The organism is Paludisphaera sp. (assembly GCF_037189885.1).
In the GTDB taxonomy this organism is placed as follows: Bacteria; Planctomycetota; Planctomycetia; order Isosphaerales; family Isosphaeraceae; genus Paludisphaera.
On the sequence record NZ_JBBCIR010000018.1, the window covers coordinates 43,846 to 64,308 of the forward strand.

14 protein-coding genes are annotated in these 20,463 nt (G+C 71.5%); 7 read left to right on the forward strand and 7 right to left on the reverse strand.

Features of this window, described 5'->3' with window-relative positions:
* Positions 1 to 56 precede the first annotated feature (56 nt).
* From WG209_RS07630 to WG209_RS07650, 5 genes are all read right to left on the reverse strand, one after another.
* Entirely contained in the window at positions 57 to 1,484 is a 1,428-nt protein-coding gene (locus WG209_RS07630; protein WP_337174431.1) for an MFS transporter, read from the reverse strand.
* Positions 1,481 to 2,602, reverse strand: coding sequence for a mandelate racemase/muconate lactonizing enzyme family protein (locus tag WG209_RS07635; RefSeq protein ID WP_337174432.1), 1,122 nt, complete (start codon positions 2,600 to 2,602; stop codon positions 1,481 to 1,483). The genes WG209_RS07630 and WG209_RS07635 overlap by 4 nt, the downstream gene beginning before the upstream one ends.
* 92 nt (positions 2,603 to 2,694) lie before the next feature.
* Positions 2,695 to 3,723, reverse strand: a complete 1,029-nt coding sequence (locus WG209_RS07640) for a succinylglutamate desuccinylase/aspartoacylase family protein (RefSeq protein ID WP_337174433.1) — start codon at positions 3,721 to 3,723, stop codon at positions 2,695 to 2,697.
* 47 nt (positions 3,724 to 3,770) lie between these two features.
* Positions 3,771 to 5,204 (reverse strand): DUF1501 domain-containing protein, encoded by a 1,434-nt coding sequence (locus WG209_RS07645; RefSeq protein ID WP_337174434.1) that lies wholly within the window; start codon positions 5,202 to 5,204, stop codon positions 3,771 to 3,773.
* Positions 5,205 to 5,230: 26 nt separating this feature from the next.
* Positions 5,231 to 8,563, reverse strand: coding sequence for a PSD1 and planctomycete cytochrome C domain-containing protein (locus WG209_RS07650; RefSeq protein ID WP_337174435.1), 3,333 nt, complete (start codon positions 8,561 to 8,563; stop codon positions 5,231 to 5,233).
* 225 nt (positions 8,564 to 8,788) lie between these two features.
* On the opposite strand from WG209_RS07650, the gene WG209_RS07655 reads away from it, so the two are divergent.
* The 3 genes from WG209_RS07655 to WG209_RS07665 all read left to right on the forward strand — a co-directional run bounded on the left by WG209_RS07655 (position 8,789) and on the right by WG209_RS07665 (position 11,303).
* Positions 8,789 to 9,406, forward strand: coding sequence for a GntR family transcriptional regulator (locus WG209_RS07655; protein ID WP_337174436.1), 618 nt, complete (start codon positions 8,789 to 8,791; stop codon positions 9,404 to 9,406).
* 218 nt (positions 9,407 to 9,624) lie between these two features.
* Positions 9,625 to 10,635 carry a DUF1559 domain-containing protein gene (locus WG209_RS07660; RefSeq protein WP_337174437.1) on the forward strand — a complete coding sequence of 337 codons (1,011 nt, stop codon included), beginning with the start codon at positions 9,625 to 9,627 and terminating at the stop codon, positions 10,633 to 10,635.
* A gap of 98 nt (positions 10,636 to 10,733) precedes the next feature.
* Positions 10,734 to 11,303: a hypothetical protein gene (locus tag WG209_RS07665; protein ID WP_337174438.1), complete on the forward strand. Its 570-nt coding sequence runs from the start codon at positions 10,734 to 10,736 to the stop codon at positions 11,301 to 11,303.
* A 100-nt stretch (positions 11,304 to 11,403) separates the two neighbouring features.
* Here WG209_RS07665 and WG209_RS07670 read toward each other — a convergent pair whose 3' ends face one another.
* Positions 11,404 to 11,841, reverse strand: a complete 438-nt coding sequence (locus tag WG209_RS07670) for a hypothetical protein (RefSeq protein WP_337174439.1) — start codon at positions 11,839 to 11,841, stop codon at positions 11,404 to 11,406.
* 537 nt (positions 11,842 to 12,378) lie between these two features.
* Here WG209_RS07670 and WG209_RS07675 point away from each other — a divergent pair.
* From WG209_RS07675 to WG209_RS07685, 3 genes are all read left to right on the forward strand, one after another.
* Positions 12,379 to 14,118 carry a hypothetical protein gene (locus tag WG209_RS07675; RefSeq protein ID WP_337174440.1) on the forward strand — a complete coding sequence of 580 codons (1,740 nt, stop codon included), beginning with the start codon at positions 12,379 to 12,381 and terminating at the stop codon, positions 14,116 to 14,118.
* 353 nt (positions 14,119 to 14,471) lie between these two features.
* Positions 14,472 to 15,413 carry a hypothetical protein gene (locus WG209_RS07680; protein ID WP_337174441.1) on the forward strand — a complete coding sequence of 314 codons (942 nt, stop codon included), beginning with the start codon at positions 14,472 to 14,474 and terminating at the stop codon, positions 15,411 to 15,413.
* 127 nt (positions 15,414 to 15,540) lie between these two features.
* Complete coding sequence (locus tag WG209_RS07685; protein WP_337174442.1) at positions 15,541 to 16,944, forward strand: sigma-54 dependent transcriptional regulator; 1,404 nt, start codon at positions 15,541 to 15,543, stop codon at positions 16,942 to 16,944.
* Between the two features lie 247 nt (positions 16,945 to 17,191).
* On the opposite strand, the gene WG209_RS07690 is transcribed toward WG209_RS07685, so the two are convergent.
* A complete protein-coding gene (locus WG209_RS07690) occupies positions 17,192 to 18,271 on the reverse strand; it encodes a hypothetical protein (protein WP_337174443.1) in 1,080 nt (359 codons plus the stop codon).
* Between the two features lie 180 nt (positions 18,272 to 18,451).
* Between WG209_RS07690 and WG209_RS07695 the strand changes: the two genes are divergently transcribed.
* The gene (locus WG209_RS07695) at positions 18,452 to 20,368 is read left to right on the forward strand and encodes a M28 family peptidase (RefSeq protein ID WP_337174444.1); all 1,917 of its coding nucleotides are present in this window, start codon (positions 18,452 to 18,454) and stop codon (positions 20,366 to 20,368) included.
* Positions 20,369 to 20,463: the final 95 nt, after the last annotated feature.

The following is a 20,463-nucleotide window of genomic DNA, read 5'->3' on the forward strand; positions in this document are numbered from 1 at the left end:
CCGGCCCTTCGGGCCACCTTCCCCCGCAAGGGGGGAAGGACGTCATGGCGACGGCCTCAGGCGATCGGGGCGGGCGAATCCGACTCGCGATCGTCCGGGACGAGGGGGCGGCTCGGGTCGATGAGGAGCCAGCAGGAGGCGGCGATGACGAAGGCGGCGACGTAGGTCACGAAGGCGGACTCGTAGCCGGCGATCGCGGCGACCCGCTTCTCGGCCTCGGCGAGGCCGGCGGGGGCGACCTGGAGCGAGGCGGCCCTGGCGGCGATGGAGCCCTCCACCAGCGTCCCCGTGAGCCAGCCGGCCAGGGCGTTGCCCAGCGTGCCGACCGTGTTCATGCAGGCGGCCGTCGTCGCGGCGTGACCCCGGCCCAGATCCTGGCACGAAGCCCAGCAGGCGCCCAGCGTCAGGTCGATGGTGAAGGCGGCGAGCGCGGTCAGGATGCAGTAGGAGTGGACGTCCTTCGCCCCGAGCGCGCCCCACCAGCAGGCCGCGCCGAGCGAGAGGGCCGAAACCCCCAGCGCCCGTCGGGCGCGGCGGCGGTCGCCCAGCAGCCGGGCGAGCCCGTTGACCGCCGGCCCTCCCAGCAGGCAGCCGAGCGCCCCCACCCAGAGCGGCGCCCCCTTGTAGATCGCGCCGATCCGGTCGTCGGCGCCGATCCCGAAGCGTTGCTCGACGTACGTCGGCAGGTAGCTCAGGTTGAACGCCCAGGCGTAATTGACCAGCAGGTACATGACGCAGAGCGCCCAGAGGGTCCGGCTCGTCGCCAGGGCCTTCCAGGGGACGCCCGAATGGTGGGACGGCCGGGCCTCGACCTCGCGTCCGGCGACCTTCGCCGGCCGGTCGGGGAAGCCATAACGGAAGGCGATCGCCCAGGCGACGCCGATCGCCCCGAACAGCAGGAAGGCCCCGCGCCAGGTGAGCCACGGCGCCGCCGACGCGGTCCCGCCGACGAGCAGGGCCCAGAGCAGGGGGGTCAGGCCCCCCGCCAGCCTGCCGGACATGAAGACGAGCCCCTGCGCCGTCTCCCAGCTCCGGGCGGGGAGCCGGTCGTGCAGGGCGCGGGTGATGTTCGGGTACGCGCCGGCCTCGCCGGCGCCGAACAGGAAGCGGAGGACGATCAGCGTCCCCACGCCCCCCATCACCGCGCCGCCGACCTTCAGGCCGACCAGCCCGGTCAGCGCCGTGCAGGCGGACCACCAGATGACGATGCGGATGAGCATCGGCTTGGCGCCGTGGCGGTCGCCCATGGCGCCGGCGGGGATCTCGAAGGCGGCGTAGGCGATCGCGAAGGCCGTGATCGCCCACTTGAGCTGCGAGGGATCGGTCAGGCCCAGCTCGCCGGCGATGGGCCCGAGCGCCATGCTGAAGCAGGCCCTGTCGAGATAGGTGATCATCGACAGGGTGCAGACGAAGCCCAGCACCCGGAGGTTCCGCCGCCGCTCGTCCGAGGGCGAGTCGACGGCGGGGGTCGCCGCCGCCGTCACTTGGACTCGCTCACGAGCGTGGAGCGGACGAAGTCCTCGTTGATGGTGACGCCCAGGCCGGGGCCGTCGGGGACGGTGATCCAGCCGTCGACGGCCTGGATCTTCTCGTGGGTCAGCTCGTGCCGCAGCGGCGAGTCCTCCACGCAGTCCTCGAACAGGAAGGCGTCGCGGCAGGTCGACAGCCAGTGCAGGCTCGCCGCCACGGTGACCGGGCTGGTGTAGCAGTGGTTGCAGAGCCGGGCGCCGATCTCCTCGACCCGCTGGCGGATGTAGGCGGCGTCGGTGAACCCGTTGCGCGACAGGTCGACCTGGTAGACGTCCAGGCAGCGGCCGTCGATGTAGGGGCGGAACGACTGCCGGCCGCACTCCTCCTCGCCCGAGGCGATCGGCACCGGCGAGCGGTCGCGGAGCCAGCGGTAGCCCTCGTAGTCGTCCGGGTGGAGAGGCTCCTCAAGCCAGCCGATCCGCTGCTGCTCGAACGCCTTCGCCCGGTCGAGCGCCGTGCGGGCGTCCCAGACGCAGCCGGCGTCGATCAGCAGCTCGGCGTCGTCCCCCAGCCCCTTCCGGGCGCCGACGACCAGGTCGCGGTCGACGGCCTCGCTCTGGCCCATCGGCTCCCAGCCGAACTTCACCGCCGTGTAGCCGGCGTCGATCCAGCGCCTGCCGATGTCGGCGGTCTGGTCGCCGTCCTTGCCGAAGAGGATCGAGGCGTAGGCGCGGAAGCGGTCGTGCCGCTTGCCGCCGAGGAGCCGGTGGATCGGCTCGCCGTACTTCTTCCCCTTGATGTCCCACAGCGCCATATCGATGGCGGCCATGGCGGTGATGGTCGTGGAGCTTCGGCCGCAGTACATGGTGCGGCGGTACATCTTCTGCCAGACGCGATCGGTCTCCAGCGGGTTCTCGCCGATCAGCAGGTGGCGCAGCCCGGTGGCGACGTTGTGGCTGAACGGGGCGTCGATGACCGCCTTGACCATCTCGGGCGAGGAGTCGGCCTCGCCGATGCCCTCGATCCCCTCGTCCGTGCGCACTCGAACGAGCACGGAATCCTGGCTGCTGGCCGTCTTGGCCTCCACGTTCTTGATGCGGAGGATCTGGCAGACGATCTCGGTGATCTTCATGGACGGGTCCGTTCGGTCCTTCGTGTCGGGATCGGGGAGAGGGAAGGGAAAGGGTAAAGGGAACGGGAGAGGATGGTTCGATTCGACGCGGCTCAGCCGACGACTCGGGCGACCACCACGATGTGCTGGCCACGCGGGACCGGGGCGGCCCACGCCTGGGCGAGCACCACGCCGTCGACGCCGGCGACGGCCGGCCAGGGCTCCATGTCGATGTGGTCGAAGTCGTGCAGCAGGCCGACCGTGTCGCCGCGCCTCACGACGGTCCCGCACTCCACCAGCGGCTCGTAATGGCCGTCGAACGGGGCGACGGTGAAGCACTCGCGGTCGACCATCTCCACGACCTTCTGGGTGCCGTCGCGGTGGTGGGCGATCGGCTCGATCTCGCCCCGGAGCTGGCCGTGGCGGATCGCCGCGGCGAGGACGCCGTGCTTGCCGTATCGCACGCCCTCCAGGTTCACGGCGCGGCCCCAGCCCAGCTCGGTGCCGACGGTGATCTTGCCGAGCCGCTCGGCCTCGCTCGGCAGCAGGCCGGGCGTCTGGTTCTGGTAGACCATGATGCTGGGCGTCCCGAACCAGCGCGCCGTCTCGTCGATCTCGCGGGCGAGGTCCGGGTCTTCGACAGGGTGGTAGCTGGCGCACGGCGAGAAGCGGGCCACGTCCCCCCCGGAGTGGAGGTCGATCACGACGTGGACGCGGGGCCAGATGTGGGCCCGCACGAACGCCGCGATCCGGTGGGTGATCCCGGCCAGCGCCGGCGTCGTCCCCGCGCCGTCGACGAACGCCCGGTTCAGGTTCACGCCGTCGTCGGGCTTGCTCTCGCGCGTCCCGGAGCGAAAGGCCGAGGGGTTGAGCACCGGGACGAGGATGATCCGCCCGCGGACGTCCTCGGTCCGGATCTGGCGGGTCAGGTGCTTGAGGGCGACGGGCCCCTCGTACTCGTTGCCGTGGTTGGAGCCGAAGGCGACGAGACCGCGGCCCTCGGCGGACTCCGGGCCGACCCAGACCGTCAGCGGGATCAGGTGATCGCCCCAGATGCTGTCGTGCTCCAGCGCGACCCAGTAGTCGCGGCGGCCGGGGGAGTCCAGGTCCAGCTTGTCGGGGCGGGCGACGACGCGCGTCATGGTCGGGTCGGCTTCCTTTCGGGTCGGGTCGAGTCGGGTCGGGGGGATCAGGCGAGGATCGGCCGCACGACGTTCCCGTGGACGTCGGTCAGGCGGAAGTCGCGGCCGGCGTAGCGATAGGTCAGGCGCTCGTGGTCGAAGCCGAGGAGGTGCAGCATCGTCGCGTGGAGGTCGTGGACCGTCACCGTGTCCTCGACGGCCTGGAAGCCGAAATCGTCGGTCGCCCCGTGGACCGTCCCCCCCTTGACCCCGCCGCCGGCCATCCAGACGGTGAAGCCGTAGTGGTTGTGGTCTCGCCCGAGCGCCGACTTGCCGCCGCCGTCCAGCTCCACCGTCGGAGTCCGGCCGAACTCGCCGCCCCACACCACCAGGGTGTCGTCGAGCATGCCCAGCCGCTTCAGGTCGGTCAAGAGCGCGGCGATCGGGCCGTCGATCTCCCCGGCCAGCTTGCGATGGTTGGCGACGATGTTGGCGTGGTCGTCCCACGGCTGGCCGGCGCCGTGCCAGAGCTGGACGTAGCGCACGCCGCGCTCCAGCAGCCGGCGCGCGATGAGCGTCTGGCGGCCGTGGACGGTGTCGCCGTACATCTCGCGGACGGGGAGCGGCTCGCGGGCCACGTCGAAGGCGTCGGCCGCCTCGACCTGCATCCGGAAGGCGGTCTCGAACGACTGGATGCGCGCGTCGAGCCGGGCGTCGGGCCGCTCGCGGCGGTGCTCCGAGGCCAGCCGACGGAGCAGGTCGAGCTGCTTGCGCTGGGTGGCGGACGAGGCGTGAGGGCTTCGGATGTTCTCGATCAGCTTGTCGACGTCCGCGAACTGGGGGTCGACGAACGTCCCCTGGTAGGCCCCGGGCAGGAAGCCGGAGGCCCAGTTCTCGGCGTCCTTCACCGGGTAGCCGCTCGGGCACATGGCGACGAAGCCGGGGAGGTTCTGGTTCTCGGTCCCCAGGCCGTAGAGCACCCACGCCCCGACGCTCGGCCGGGGGAGGACCGAGTCGCCGCAGTTCATGAGCATCAATGACGGCTCGTGATTCGGCACCTGGGCGACCATCGAGCGGATCACGGCGATGTCGTCGGCGAACTCGGCCGTGCGGGCGAACAGCTCGGAGACCTCCAGGCCGCTCTCGCCGTACCGCTTGAACTTGAACGGCGAGCCGAACGCCGCGCCGGTCTTGCGCTCGGTGGGGAGGTCGAGCGGGATCGCCCGGCCGTCGTACTTCGTCAGGGCCGGCTTGGGGTCGAAGGTGTCGACGTGGCTGGGGCCGCCGTTGAGGAAGAAGTGGACGACGCGCTTCGCCCTGGCGGGGAAGTGCGGCTTGCGCGGCGAGAGGTCGCCGGCGTCGGCCCCGGAGGCGGCCGGCCCCCCCAGGGCGTCTCGCGCCCCGAGGAGGTCCACCAGCCCCAGGGCGCCCAGGCCCATCGCCGAGCGCTGGAGCATCTCGCGGCGGCTGGTCGGCGTGCGGAAGAGGGCGTCGTCAGGCATGTCGTGGCTCCCACCCAGGGTCGCGATCAGTCGACGAACAGGAATTCATTGGACATCAGGAGGACCTGGGCGAGCAACTCGCGCGGGCCCAGGCCGGACGCGGCCGGACCGTGGAAGTCGCGGGCCGCGTCCCAGACGCCCCCCGAGGGCATGGGCCCGGCGTCGATCCGGGTCGGCCGGATCTTCGGGGCCCAGAGGTGCTGGTCGCTGTTCAGGGCGTCGCGGACGTCGACCACGAAGTCGATCGCGTCGCCGGGCTCGACCTCGATCGCGTCGGCGTGGAAGTCCACCCTCGCCGCGTGGACCGGGGCCGACTTGAGGACGCCGCGACGGCTCGACACGAGCCACCCGCGCACTCCGTCGCCGACCTCGGGGGCGTGCTCCAGGGTCGACTCCACGGCGACCACGCCCCGGATGGGCGAGGTCCAGCGGCGGACGATCGAGCGGGCCAGGTCGTCGCCGGGGTGGCCCCCCTCGGCGGTGATGCGCGCCCAGCCGAGCTTCGGGTCGGGCCAGTTCGGTCCGCCGCCCCACCCCTTGCCGTCGAAGGCGGGCATCGGGCGGAAGTCCTTCGACGGCCCCGAGGCCGGGTCGACGGCGGCGACGCCGTAGGACCACGCCAGGGTCTCCTCGGGGGGAGACGGGGGGGGCGTCGCGGCGGCGTCGGCCAGGAACTCCCGCGCGGCGGCCGTCTCGTCGTCGGTCGGGTCGCGCTGGAAGGCGGCCTGGAAGGCGTCGCGGATGGCGTCGTCGTCCCCCTCCGGGAGCCGGGCGGCCAGGGCCCGCGCGCGGGCGGCGGGGAACGGGTGGTTCATGGCGAAGAGGGCCTGCTGCGGGACGGTCGTCTCGCTCCGCGAGGGGATGTGCAGGTCCGGGTTGGCGAAGTCGAAGACGCGGAACACGCCGGGGAGGAACTGGCGGTCGACCACGCCGTAGAGCGTGCGCCTGAGGTTCTCCGGGCCGTCGAAGAGGGGTGTCCCCCGGCCGCCGAGCCGGGCGTCGAGCTCGCCGGTCGCGGCGAGGGCGGAGTCGCGGGCCTCCTCGAACGTCAGGCGATGCGGGTTCATCCTCCAGAGGAGCCGATTCTCCGGATCCTTGAGCGCCGCCGCCTCGTCGTCGGGGCCGCCGCCGTTCGACCGCTGGCGGTAGGTCGAGGAGAGCAGGATCAGGCGGTGGATCTCCTTGGTCCGCCAGCCGCCGTCGATCAGCCGGCGGGCCAGCCAGTCGAGCAGCTCGGGGTGGCTGGGGGGCTCGGACCGGACGCCGAAGTCGCTCGGCGTGCGGACCAACCCCGCGCCGAAGTGGTGGGCCCAGATCCGGTTGACCCAGACGCGCGCCGTGAGCGGGTTCTCCGGGTCGACGATGGCGCGGGCCAATTCCAGCCGGCCGCTGCCGCGCTCGAAGTCCGGGGCGTCCGGGCCGGCGACGACCTGGAGGAACCGCCGCGGGACGAGGTCGCCGGGGTTGGCGGCGTTGCCCCGCTTGAAGACGCGGGGCTCGCGGATCTCGGCCCGGTCCACCAGCGCCGAGGCGTACGGCGGGGCGCTCGGCGATTGCATCAGCCAGCGGTCGACCTCGCCCTGGAGGTTCCAGAGCTTGACGTCCTGGTTGTTGTCCAGGAACGCCTCGATGGTCACGATCGGCTCGTCGGGGATCCAGCAGGGGGACCGGTCGGGCTCGTGCAGGACCAGGCGAAGGGCCTCGGCGTCGGGGTCGGCCAGCGCGGTCGCGGCGGGGTCGGCCTTGAGCGCCTCCTCCCACTCGCGATCGACGTCGCCGAGGAGCCGGGCGTAGCGCTCGACGACCTCGGCCATGGAGGCCGGCGGCGAGGCGAACGCGGCGGCGACGCGGGCGTTCGTGGGGGTCGCGCCGGGGGCGTCGGGCTCGGCGAGCGCCGCGGCGGCCCTGGCGGCGAAGTCGGCCTCGGGGAGCGCGATCAGGCGGCGCCAGGGGCGGAAGATGGGGTCGTCGGCCTCGGCCGCGGCGGCGAGGTACGCCTGCCAGCGGCGGATCGACGCCGGCACGATGTCGTCCGCGTAGAGGATCACGTCGAAGCCGTCGGGGGGGACCGCGGAGAGGTCGAGCTGCGCCGAGAGGTAGTCCGCGACCCGCGCCCGGATCCGCTGGGATGCCTCCTCCCGCGCGAAGGCCACGCCCGCCTCCAGGGCGTCCACCCGCTTCTTCAGCTCGGCCTCGAACGCCGCTCGCTCCGCCTCGCTCCCCGAGGGCTCGTCGAGCGGCGTGAGTCGCTCGGTGCAATTCATGAAGACGCCGTAGAGCGAGTAATAGTCGGCGGTGGGGATCGGGTCGAACTTGTGGTCGTGGCAGCGCGAGCAGGAGACGGTCAGGCCCATCGTCCCCCGCGTCACCACATCGATCCGGTCGTCGATGATGTCGTGCGTGATCCCCAGGAACCGCCGGCCGAGCGTCACGAACCCGAGCGCCGCCAGCGAGGACGGGTCCTCGGGCTCGGCCTGGTCGGCGGCGATCTGGTTCATGAGGAACCGGTCATACGGCATGTCGTCGTTGAACGCGTCCACGACCCAGTCGCGATAGGCCGGCGCGTGGACGAAGAAGCGTTCCTCGCGGCCGTAGACGTAGCCCTTGGTGTCGGCGTAGCGGGCCACGTCGAGCCAGTGGCGGGCCCACTGCTCGCCATACTGTTTCGAGGAGAGCAGGCGGTCGACGAGCTTCTCGTAGGCCGTCGGGTCGGTGTCGGCGACGAACGCGGCGACCTCCGCGGGGGTCGGCGGCAGGCCGGTGAGGGTGTAGGAGAGGCGCCGGATCAACGCGCGACGATCGGCCTCGGGGGAGGGGGAAAGACCCTCCTCGGCGTGCCTGGCGGCGACGAAGGCGTCGACCGGGGTCCGGATCCACGACGACTCGCCCGCGGCGGGGGGCTCGGGCCGGGCCATCGGCCGGAAGGCCCAGTGCCGCGCCCAGAGTTCCTTGCGGGTCTCGACGGCCGGCGCGCCGTCGTCCGGCCAGGGGGCGCCGGCGGCGACCCAGCGCTCCAGCGCGTCGACCTGCTCGGGCGAGAGGGGGGCGTCGGGGGGCATCTCCAGCCCTCCTTCCCGCCGGATCGCCTCGATCAGCAGGCTCTCCTCCAGGTTTCCCGGGACGACGGCCGGCCCCAGGTCGCCTCCTTCCAGGAGGGTCGCCAGCGAGTCCACCCGGAGGTTGCCCCGCTGCTTCTCGGGGCCGTGGCAGGACTGGCACTTCTCCACCAGCAGCGGGCGGATGTGCGTCTCGAAGTCCTCGACGGCGGCGGGGGACTGGCCCCGAGCGGGCGCGAGGGCCAGGCCCAGCGCCAGGACGAGGGCGGCCCCGATCGGCGGGACGAGGCGATGATGGGACATGGGTTCCTCCCGTCCTTGAAGCCTCTGGAGGCCGTCGCCGGCCCGTCACGTCGCCGCGATTGTAGACAATCCCAAGAATTATGTCTACAAAAACCGGCGCCGGGGTCGATTATATTGTAGACAATCCGGGGACGATCGCCTACATTCCAGGCCGTCGCCGCAGGCGGCGTCGCCACTCGCCAGATCTTTCGCAAGACCGGCCCATCTCATCGCGAGCCCCGAACCATGACGGCCGAAGCCGACGACCACTCCGAATCCATGGTCAGCCGCACCCTGCGGGAAGAGATCCTCACGGGCCGGCTCGCGGCCGGGTCGCGGCTCACCGAGGCCGGCCTGTCCAGCCGGTTCGGCGTCGGCCGCGGCCTGGTGCGCGAGGCCTTCCAGAAGCTCTCGTCCCAGGGCCTGGTCATCAGCCGTCCCCGCCGCGGCGCGGTGGTCGCCCCCGAGGCACCCCGCGAGATCCGCAACCTGATCATCCCCATCCGCCGCACGGTCGAGGTGTACGCGCTGCGGCTCGTCTTCGACGAGCTGGACGCCGCCGACTTCGCCGCCTGGGGCGAGATCCTCGACCGCATGCGCGACGCCTGCGCCCGGCTGGACTACCACGCCATCGCCGAGGCCGACCTCGCGTTCCACCGCCGCCTCCTGGAGCGGGCCGGCCAGCCCGACCTGATCATCATCTGGGAGACCCTGGTCGGCCGCATCCGCTCCCACTTCCGCAAGACGCAGAAGCTCAGCGCCGACGCGATGGAGATCCACGAGGAGCACCGGGCCCTCGTCGAATCGTTCCGCGGCCGCGACCTGGCCGCGGCGGTCCGCCTTCTCAAGGAGAAGATCACCTGACGCGGGGTCGCGCCGTCCCGCCTCGACTCGCCTCGCCTCGTCCGCCCCTTGACCGTCATCCGGCCCCGCCGGCGCGGCGGGCGCCCTCTCAGCCATCCGATCAGACCCGCGCGGACCCCCGCGCCGGGGCGGTCGCCGCGCGGCCACGCGCCGGCGGCGGCCCCCCCTCGTCGCCTCGCTTCCCTCGTCATCCCCTTCTTTACCCGAAGGAGTCCTTCATGCCCGGAAGAGCGACCGAAGCCCGACGCGGCTTCACCCTGATCGAGCTGCTGGTGGTGATCGCGATCATCGCCGTCCTCATCGCCCTCCTCCTGCCGGCCGTCCAGGCGGCGCGCGAGGCCGCCCGGCGCTCGCAGTGCGTCAACAACCTGAAGCAGATCGGCCTGGCCATGCACAACTACCACGACACCGTCGGCAGCTTCCCGCCGGGGTCGCTGGTCGAGGCCGGCACCTGGACGGGCTCGTGGTGGGCCTGGTCGGCGATGATCCTGCCCCAGATGGAGCAGGTGAACATCCACAACGCCGCCAACTTCTCGATCGGCAACGGCGGGAACGCCAGCCCGCAGAACTCGACCGTCTACCGGTCGATCATCGCGACGTACCTCTGCCCGTCCGACGACTCGAACCGGCTGTTCGACGACCGCAAGTGGACGAACATCAACGACCTGGGCTCGGCGTACGTGGCCGCGCCGCTGAACTACGTCGCCAGCTGGGGCGACCAGAAGACGGGCAACCCGCTGTTCGACGTCTACTCGACGCAGGCCGCGGGGACCTACTGGGGCTGCAACAACACCTTCACCGGCATGTTCGGCGATTGCAGCTCGGGGGCCGTCACCACCCTGGCCAGCTGCACCGACGGCACGAGCAACACCATGCTGGCCGGCGAGAACTCGCCGAACTACAACGGCCAGCTCATGTGGACCAACGGCCACGGGGCCTACGGCGGGACCATCATCCCCCTGAACTGGAAGACCAACCTGAAGGACGGCCAGCTCGACCCGACCGACGGCACGGTCTGCGGCGTGGAGTACATCACGTCGGTCGTCGCGACCCACTGCTTCCGCAACCAGGTCTACAACTTCGCGTTCAAGAGCAAGCACCCGGGCGGGGCCAACTTCGCCTTCGCCGACGGCTCCGTCAAGTTCATCAAGCAGTCGATCAACCCGCGCACCTACGCCGCGGCCAGCACCCGCAACCGCGGCGAGGTCATCTCGGCCGACGCCTTCTGACCCCCGATCGGACTCCTCCGGCCCGCCCCCGGCCCCGAGGGGAGGGGCGGGCCGGCGACCCCGACCCCACCCACGGCAAACGAACGGAGCCCGACAACATGCGAATCCAGCCCCTCGCGACCGCCGCGGCCCTGCTGGCGACCGCCGCGATCGCGTTGGCGACGACCGGCTGCGGATCCGGCAACGGCCTCAGCCTGGCCAAGGTCCGCGGCAAGGTCACCTACAAGGGCGAGCCGGTGACGTTCGGGACGATCATGTTCCAGCCCGAGAACCCGGACGCGCCGCCGGCCGCCGGCTCGATCGGCAAGGACGGCGACTTCGTCCTCTCCACGGAGGACCCGGGCGACGGGGCCGTCATCGGGGCGCATCGCGTCGCGATCATCGGCCTTGAGGAGCTCGCCCAGGCCGACCAGGCGGCGATGCCCGACCCGGAGAAGTCGCCGCGAGAGTACATGATGGCGAAGGCCAAGGCCGGGACCACGCCCCCCCGCGCCAAGAAGGAAGACGACTCGACCTACACCGACAAGTCCGGCAAGGTCTTCCGCATCACGATCCCGACGAAGCTGAACCAGACCTCCACCTCGGATCTCAAGGTCGACGTGACCTCGGGGTCCAATTACGTCGAGATCGCCATCGACGAGGACGGGACCACCCAGGTCAAGTCCTGATGGCCCCCGGCTCGCCTCGCCCCGATCGCGCCGCCTCGGCGGGGGCGCGATCGGGGCGGCGGGTTCGTCGCGGAGCGGGCCCCTCGCCCGCGCCCGGCTTTCATGCCTCCTGCTCGATCCTCGTGAATAGCAGCAGGCTGGCCTGCTCGTCGAAGACGGGGGGCGGCGTGTCGTCGATCACCTTGCGGTACCCGAGGTTGACGGCGACCTTGATGACCTCGGCGTAGGTCGGGAATGACTTGCCGGAGAGTTCCTTGAACCGCTGCATGGCGTTCATGAACTCCAGCTCGTCGTCGGTGTACTGCTTTTCGAAGGTCGTCGGGTCGATCCGCTTCCGCCGCTCCTTCTTCTCCCGGCGCTCGACGACGCGGGGGGGCCGGGCGTCGACGGGCGCCTCGACGAGCTTGGCGGCCCGTCCCTTCGCGTCGCGGCGGTCCTTCCCCTCCCGGCGTTCGTGGAAGACCGTGTTGGGGGGGTAGGCGGAGAAATCGAACGAGCCGGCCGGGGGCTTGGGGTCGTTCTGGGCGTCGTCCATCATCAATCACCTCCACCGCGGGGGCGGCGGCCTCTTTGCGCCCGTCGGGCCCGCGACCGCCTTCGGCCGCGTTACGTCCGGTTGCTCAACCACTAGGACGCCCCGCGACGATTGTCAAAATCGGGGAGGGGGGGGAGGCCTGGCGAAATTCGCGGGCGGGCCGAAGAAATCCGGCGCGGCGAGCGTCTAGGGTGGGGACGCCCCTTCGGGCCGGCCGCGCCGGGTCGCCTCCCGGTTTGGCCGCGGCCGAAACCGTGTGGCATAATAGCTGTCGACGATCCGATCCGAATCGAGCCGGCATCGAACCGCCCATGGAATGCGTGGATACACCGAGGAACGGCAACCCCCGGGGACACCCCCGCCGCGAGACGCCCCGCGTCGCGCGGCCGGGCGGCGCCGGCCGGCCCAGGCTCATCACCGGATCGCCCCGCGCCGGCGTTCGCCGGCGGCCGGGCGAATCCGCCACTTGCGAAGACTTGACGCCCGCGCGCCCAGGCCGGTCCAGGCGCCGGTGACCACCTCTGCTGGAGATCCTCGAACATGCCCCGAACCGCGAGACTGTGGAAAGGCGCCGGGCTGCTGACCCTGGGCGGCGTATTGCTGTCCGGGGCCGCGGCGCGAGGCGACGACGTCGCCCCGCCCCTCCACGAACAACTGACGAACACCGGCCGGCAGGCGCTGGCCAACGGCTCCGTCGGCATGGCCCGCTCCTTCTTCCAGAAGGCGCTGGAGCTCTCCCCCGGCGACGCGGACGCGGCCCGGGGCCTGGAGGAGGCCGAGGCCGCGGGGAGGCGGCTCGTCGAGCGGATCGCGCTGCAGGAGCCGGCGGCCCCCGCCGACGACGACCTCGGCCAGCCGGCCCCGCCGGAGGCCGTCGACCCCGCCCAGGCGACCCCCCCGGCGATCCCCGACGCCGGCCCCGCCCCCGCCCCCGGGCCCCGGGCCACGCTCGAGGAATCCCAGCGGATCGACGACATCGCCCGGCAGCAGCTCACCAGCGACATCCGCCAGCGGATGACGGCGGCGCGCCAGCAGGCCGACCAGGGGCGCATCGAGGCCGCCCTCGACGCCAACCGGCTCGCCCGGAACGTCGTCAAGTCGGCCGGGAACGTCCCGCAGTCCGTCCGCGACTCCCTCCAGCGCGAGCTGCAGGCGCAGTACATCGACCTGCTCCGCAACGAGGAGCGGATCGTCAACGAGCGGATCGAGCGCCAGCGGATCGCTTCGGCCGCCGAGCAGCGCAACCGCGGGCTGTCGCAGCTCGAGCGCAACGAAGAGACCATCAAGGCGATGATGGATCAGTTCGACGCGCTGATGGGCGAGGGGGTCTACAACACCCTCTACAACGGCGGCATGGGGAACATCACCCTGGCCACCGCGCCGTTCTACGAGGCCCGCATGATGGCGCAGCACGCCCGCTCGCTGATGCACCGCGGGACCCTGCCGTACAGCGACGAGGATCCGGCCCCCTACGCCGGCATGTTCGTCTCCACGACGATGGGCTTCCTCTCGCAGGAGACCCAGTTCGAGGAGCTGAAGGAATACCGCTTCATGATGACCATGCAGGACGTCGCCCGCGCGGCCGTCCCGTTCCCGGACAACAAGGTCATCGAGTATCCCGACGCCAGCCTCTTCCGCACCATGTCGGAGCGCCGGATCGCCCGCTACGGCAACGCGGTGGACGTCTTCGACCGCGACCCCAAGACCAAGCAGATCATCGCCAAGCTCGACGAGCCGCTCGCGATGAACTTCCCCAACGAGACCCCGCTGGAGGACGTGCTGCGGTACGTCAAGCAGGCGACCCAGACGCCGCAAGACAGCGGGATCCCGATCTACGTCGACCCCATCGGCCTGCAGGAGGCCGACAAGACGATGACCTCGCCGGTCTCCATCGACCTCGACGGCGTCCCCCTGCGGACGACCCTCCGGCTGATGCTGCGGCAGCTCGGGCTGACCTTCACGGTCAATGACGGGTTCCTGATGATCACGTCGAAGGAGTCCGAGGACCAGCAGACCGACATCCGCGTCTACCCGGTGGCCGACCTGGCCCTCATCCCGCGCTCCCTCATGATGGGCGGCGGCGGCATGGGCGGCGGCATGGGCATGGGCGGCGGCATGGGCGGCATGGGCGGCGGCATGGGCGGCATGGGCGGCGGCATGAGGGGCGGCATGGGCGGCGGCATGGGCGGCATGGGCGGCGGCATGGGCATGATGTCCATCCCGGTCGTCCCCGCCCAGGACGACCCGGCCGACGCCCTCATGCAAAAAAAAAGCAACTGAGCGGGCTGGGGGCTGACCGTCCCCGTCCCAAGACCGACGACGCGCGGGATCCGTCCGGCCGCCAGGCCCCGGGTCCCGCCGGCGTTTCGAAGAAGGCCGACGACCAGCCGAGGGTCCGCCCCTCGCCCTCGCCGCGCGAGGGGCTGATCCCGATCACCGGCGGCCCGACCGCCCGGCCCTCCACCTCCGGCGACCCCTACGCCTACTGGTCGAACTACTTCAAGAAGCACGACGAGACCCCGAACCAGCTCCACGAGACCGTCCGGCTGCTCAACGCCAGCGGCAAGCCCAGGGAGGTCCACGCGGCGCTCCTGGGTTACCTCCAGAACCGCCCCAGGAGCGCCGAGTTCTGGATGTACGAGGCCCTCGCCCTGGCGATCGAGATGAACGGCGGCAAGCCGGAGGACGTCCACAAGGCGCTGGACGCCGCGGCCGACATGGCTCAGCGGACGCACAACCCCAACCACCTGGTCAGCGTGGCGGACAAGCTGCTGCTGAAGGGGCACACCGACCGCGTCGGCGCGCTGCTGGACGAGGCGACGGAGAAGATCCCCCACCGCGCCGAGCCCGTCCTGATGTCGATGATGCTGGCCGAGAAGGTCCGAGACCCGGGCCGGATGGCCGACTCGGTCGAGCGGCTCCTGTCGCTTGGCTGGCCGGGCCAGGACGAGTACTTCCGGGCCGAGGCGTCCAGGAAGGCGGGCGCGCTGGCCGCTTCGCTCAAGGAGGAGGGCCGCCGCGAGGAGGGCGAGAAGCTGTCGGCGGCGCTGACGGCCTCGGAGTCGCGCGACCTGTACATCCGGCTGACCTGGGACGGAAACGCCGACTACGACCTGATCGTCGACGAGCCGCTCGGCGCGACGGTCTCGCGCGACATGCCGCGATCGGTCTTCGGCGGGGCGTTGGTGAAGGACGGGAAGGGGAGCCGCCCGGAGGAGATCTACGTCTGCCCTCGGGGGTTCGACGGCGACTACACCGTGCGGATCATGCCCATCGCCGACGACCCGGCGAGGCCCTCCACCCGCCTGACGCTTGAGGTCATCACCCACGACGGCGGGGAGGAGGAGCAGGTCAAGAAATACTCGCTGACCCCCAACGACCCGGAAGCCAAGCCGGTCGTCGTCGCCCTGAAGGGCGGGCGTCGGACGCGCGTGCTCCCCTTCGTGAGCCCCACTGCCGTCCGCGACGCCGTGCAGGAGGTGCTGGAGGAGCGCGCCGAGAAGGTCCGCTCGCGGAAGGGCTCCACGCCCGCCAAGCCGGAGGCCGCGCCCCGGACCGCCGCGCCGATCCGCTGAGCCCGCGGGGGGCCGCCCGCCGGGTCGCCGGCGGGGTCGGGGCTTCCCAAGGGGCCCTCGACGCGCCACAATCGACGGATGATGATCCGTCCGCGGGGGGCGGCCACACGGCGGGAGGATGGAACCCATGAAGCGCCGGATCCTCACGGTCGACGACCAGAAGCTGGGGTGCGACTACCTCCGCCAGGTCCTGGAGCCGGAAGGTTACGAGATCGAGGCGGCCTACGACGGGGCCACCGCGCTGGAGATGCTCCAGGAGGGGGAATTCCACCTGGTCGTCACCGACCTCCGCATGCCGGACATGGGGGGCTTCGAGCTGCTCAAGGCGATCCGGGACCGCCGCGTGCCCGTGGGCGTGGTGGTCCTGACCGCCTACGGCGACGCCTCCGAGGCCCTCCAGGCCATGAAGGCCGGCGCCGACGACTTCCTCCGGAAGCCCTGCCAGCCCGGCCACCTCTGCGCCGTCGTGGCGAAGACCCTGGAGCGTCGCCGCCTCATCGACGACCTGGCCCAGCTCCGGAACAAGCTGCGCGGGAGCTACAGCTTCCACACGATGCTGTCGCAGAGCCCGAAGATGCGGCGGATCTTCGACCTGATCCAGCACGTCGGCCAGGTCGACTCCACCGTCCTCATCCACGGCGAGACCGGCACCGGCAAGGAGCTGGTCGCGCAGGCGCTGCACGCCGTCAACGAGCGCCGCAAGGGGCGGTTCGTCGCCCTCAACTGCGCCGTCCTGAACGACGCCCTCCTGGAGAGCGAGCTGTTCGGCCACGAGCGCGGCGCGTTCACGGGGGCCGAGCGGCGGAAGATCGGCCGGTTCGAGCGGGCCGACGGCGGGACGCTCTTGCTGGACGAGATCGGCGACATCTCGCCGGCGATGCAGGTGAAGCTCCTGCGCGTGCTCCAGTCCGGCACGCTGGAGCGGGTCGGAGGCCGGGATCCGATCAAGGTCGACGTCCGCATCGTGGCGGCGACCCACAAGCGCCTGGAGGACGAGGTGCGGGCCGGCCGGTTCCGCGCCGACCTGTACTACCGCCTGAAGGTGGTCCGAATCGACCTCCCCCCGCTGCGCGAGCGCAAGGAGGACATCCCGCTGCTGGCGACGCACTTCGTGGAGAAGCACGCCTCGCCGGCCAACCCGATCGCCCGGATCGACGGCGGGGCGATGCAGGCGCTCTCCCAGCATTCCTGGCCGGGGAACGTCCGCGAGCTGGAGAACGCCGTCGCGTCGGCCGTCGCGATGGCGGAGGGATCGGTCCTGCATCGCGACCTGCTGCCCGAGTCCGTCGCCCCGCGCGCGGCCCGGGGAGCCGGCCCCGACCCGATCGACATCGACGCCCGCCTCCCCGACCTGCTCGACGACCTGGTCGGCCAGGTGGAGCGCGAGTACTTCCGCCGCGTCATGGCCGAGCACGGCGGCAACGTCGCCCGCACCGCCCGCCACAGCGGCCTCTCGCGCCGCAGCGTCACGCAGAAGCTCCAGAAGTACGGCATCGAGCGCGCCGAGTTCAAGAAGCCGCGGGGCGAGTGAGCCGGGTGAAGCCTCCTGTTTCGACCACCCCAACGGCCTTCCCCCCTGGAGGGGGAAGGTGGCCCGGAGGGCCGGATGAGGGGGGGACGAGCGACACGACCTCCGGAGTTCAAAGGGGCTTTTCCCAGGCCGAGGGCCAGGGCGGGGTCTCGCAATCCGGAACTCCGTGGGCGGGCTCCCCCTCATCTGACTCCTTCGGAGTCTGTCTTCCCCCACCAGGGGGGAAGAGCGTTTCAGGACGGCCGTCTCACGGCAGGGCCACGTCCTTGAACGTGACGTCGATGGGCACGGCGACGATCGCGCCGGGGGCCTCGTAGATCAGTCGGTAATCCTTCGGGTCGCCGGGCACGTCCGTGAACAGGTACTCGAAGCCGCGCCGGCCGTCGACCTCCTCGGGCATGGCGAACCCCATGTTCCGCCCGGCTTCCGTCCCGTCGGCCTTCACGAGCCGGATCCAGTCGTGGAAGAGGCCCTGGCGGAAGCTCTCCAGTTCGGGGGCTCCGCGGGGATAGTCCACGATGATGGGCAGAGTCCATGTCCCCTCGTCGAATCGCGCCCCGCGCAACGTCGCCGAGAGGCGACCTTGCCGGATGGTCGTGTCCTGGTCGAGCCGGGCGAATTCGAACGTCTGGATGTCGGTCGGCAAGATCACCTCGGCCCGGAATCGCAGCGTGGCGAGCCTCGCGGCCGATCGCTCGGGCGCGGCGAGGTTGAGCTCGACCTCCGTGGACGGGAAATCCGGGTACAAGCCGACGCCGCCGGATTCGGTCGGCACTTGCGGCCTGACCGCGCGGCCCCGGTCGTCGGTCGCCTCGACGCCGCCGGCCTTGAACGTGAGGAGCATCGGCCGGAGGCGGGGCTCCCAGCCGACCGCCAGCGTGATCCTCGCCGTCGTCGCGTCGGCCTCGAAGTCGCGCTGGAGGAAGATCCGATTGATCGAGACGCGGAACGGGCCGGAGTACTCGACGGGCGGCCCGGCGCCACCGCCCGGGACGATCCCGAGCGCGCGTTCGCCGGTGGACGGCGTGACCGCGACCCCGGCCTTCGCGGCGATCTCGTCGAGCGCCCGGAGGAACGGGACCGCCTCCAGATCCAGGTCGATCGCGGGGTTCGTCGCCTCGGCCCCCTGGCGCTCGCGGAGGTCGACGACCGCGTTGCCGGTCTGCTCGCTCAGCGCGCGGAGCGCGGCGTCGAGGCGGATTCCGCGCTCGTGGATCGTGACCGTGGAAGGGGCGGCCGGGTCGACGTCGGCGGCCGGCGCGAGGCCCGCCGCCAGCATCAATACCGCGAGGGACCAGCCGAACCGCCTCGGGATCGTTTCGCCCATGTCGTCGCTCCTCTCCGGTCGCGAGGGGCGACCGCTCCGATCGCCCGAAGCCCAATGTAACGGCGGCCGGGGGAGGGGGCAACGCGTCGCGGGGGCCCCGGCGACGGCTTGACCGGGCCGCGGGGGGAGCCGAGAATCGTAGCGTCCAGGCGACCGGGGCACCGAGAAAGGACTGGCGGGATGAGTCATCGCGAGGGACGGATGGGGCGGTACTTGATGGCGGCGGTCGTCGCGTCGGCGCTCGGGATGGCGCCCGCCGTCGCGTGGGCGCAGGCGCCGGTCGGCGAGGCCGTCTCGCCCGCCGTGGCCCGGCTCAAGGCCGACGTGTCGTACCTCGCCGACGACGCCCGCGAGGGCCGCGCGCCGGGGACCGAGGGGATCGAGGCGGCCGCCGACTACATCGCCGAGCAGTTCGAGGCGATGGGCCTCAAGCCCGCCCCCGGCGCCGACGGCTACTTCCAGAAGTTCTCCATCACCGGCCAGCCCCGCGTCGGCGAGCCGATGGAGATCGTCGCCGAGGGCCCCGACGGCGCCGCGATCGCCGCCGCGCCCCGGGCCGACTTCAACGCGCTGGCGATCGGCTCGACCGGGGCCGTCGACGCCGCGCCGATCGTCTTCGCCGGCTACGGCATCACGGCCGACCGCCCCGGCCTCAAGTACGACGATTACGAGGGCCTGGACGTGGCCGGCAAGGCGGTGATCGTCCTGCGCCGCGAGCCCCAGCTCAACGACGACGCCAGCCCCTTCGAGGGGAGGAAGACCAGCGACTTCGCCACCTTCCGCCACAAGGCGACCAACGCCTTCCAGCACGGCGCGGGGATGCTCATCTTCGTCAACGACCTGGCCGGGCTGGGCGCCGACGAGGACGCGTTGCTCAACCTGGGCTCCGCCGGCCCCGAGGCGATCACAAGGCTCCCCGTCGTCCACGTCACCCGCGAGTTCGTCGAGAAGCTGCTGAAGGCCGCCGGCGAGCCGGACCTCGCGACGCTGGAGAAGGGGATCGACCAGGACCTGAAGCCGCGCTCGCGCGAGCTGAAGGGGGTCTCGCTGACGAGCCGGATCACGATCGACCGGCCCGGGATCGAGACGAAGAACGTGATCGGCGTGCTGGAGGGCTCCGGGCCGAACGCGGACGAGACGGTGGTGATCGGCGGCCATTACGACCACCTGGGCCGCGGCGGGCTGCTTTCGGGCTCGCTGGCTTTCCTCTCGTCCGACATCCACAACGGGGCCGACGACAACGCCTCGGGCACCGCGATGGTGCTGGAGCTGGCCCGCCGCCTGGCCGCCCGCCCCGACGCCCCCCCGCGCCGCGTCGTCTTCATGGCGTTCTCCGGCGAGGAGCGCGGGCTGCTCGGGTCGCGGCACTACGTCGACAACCCGCTGTTCCCGATCGATTCGACCGTGTTCATGTTCAACTTCGACATGGTCGGCCGTCTCGACCCGGACGGGGAGCTGACGATGATCGGGACCGGGACGGCCCCGGGCCTGGGCGAACTGGTCGACGCGCTGGGCGCGGGGACCGGCCTCAAGATCAAGAAGGTGCCGGGGATGACCGACGGGTTCGGCGGCAGCGACCACCAGTCGTTCCACGCCAAGGACATCCCCATCCTGTTCGCCTTCACCGGCATCCATTCCGATTACCACCGCCCCAGCGACGACTCGGACAGGATCAACTACGACGGCATGGGCCGGATCGCCGACTACTGCGAGCTGATCCTGCTGGACGTGCTGCGTCGGCCGTCGCGCCTCGAGTTCGCGCGGGCGACCCCGCGGCAGGCCGGCGCGCGTCAGCAATCGGCCTCGTCCGGCATGAGCGTGACGCTGGGCGTGATGCCGGATTACGGCGACGAGTCCAAGTCCGGGATGAAGCTCTCCGACGTCCGCGAGGGGGGCCCGGCGCAGAAGGCCGGGATCAAGGGGGGCGACACGATCATCGAGATCGGCGGCAAGCCCATCGGCACGATCTACGACTACATGGAGAGCCTCGGCCGCTACAAGCCCGGCGACGTCGTCGACGTGACGGTCCAGCGCGACGGCAAGGACGTCGTCCTCTCCGTCGAGCTGGGCAAGTCGAACGCCGCGCCGAGGCAATGAGCCGCGGGGACGGGCGGAGGAACACCTACCAATTCGGAAAACCGGCGTCTGCTGGGAACCGAATCGTTTTCCCCCCTTCTCCCCTCGTGGGTGAC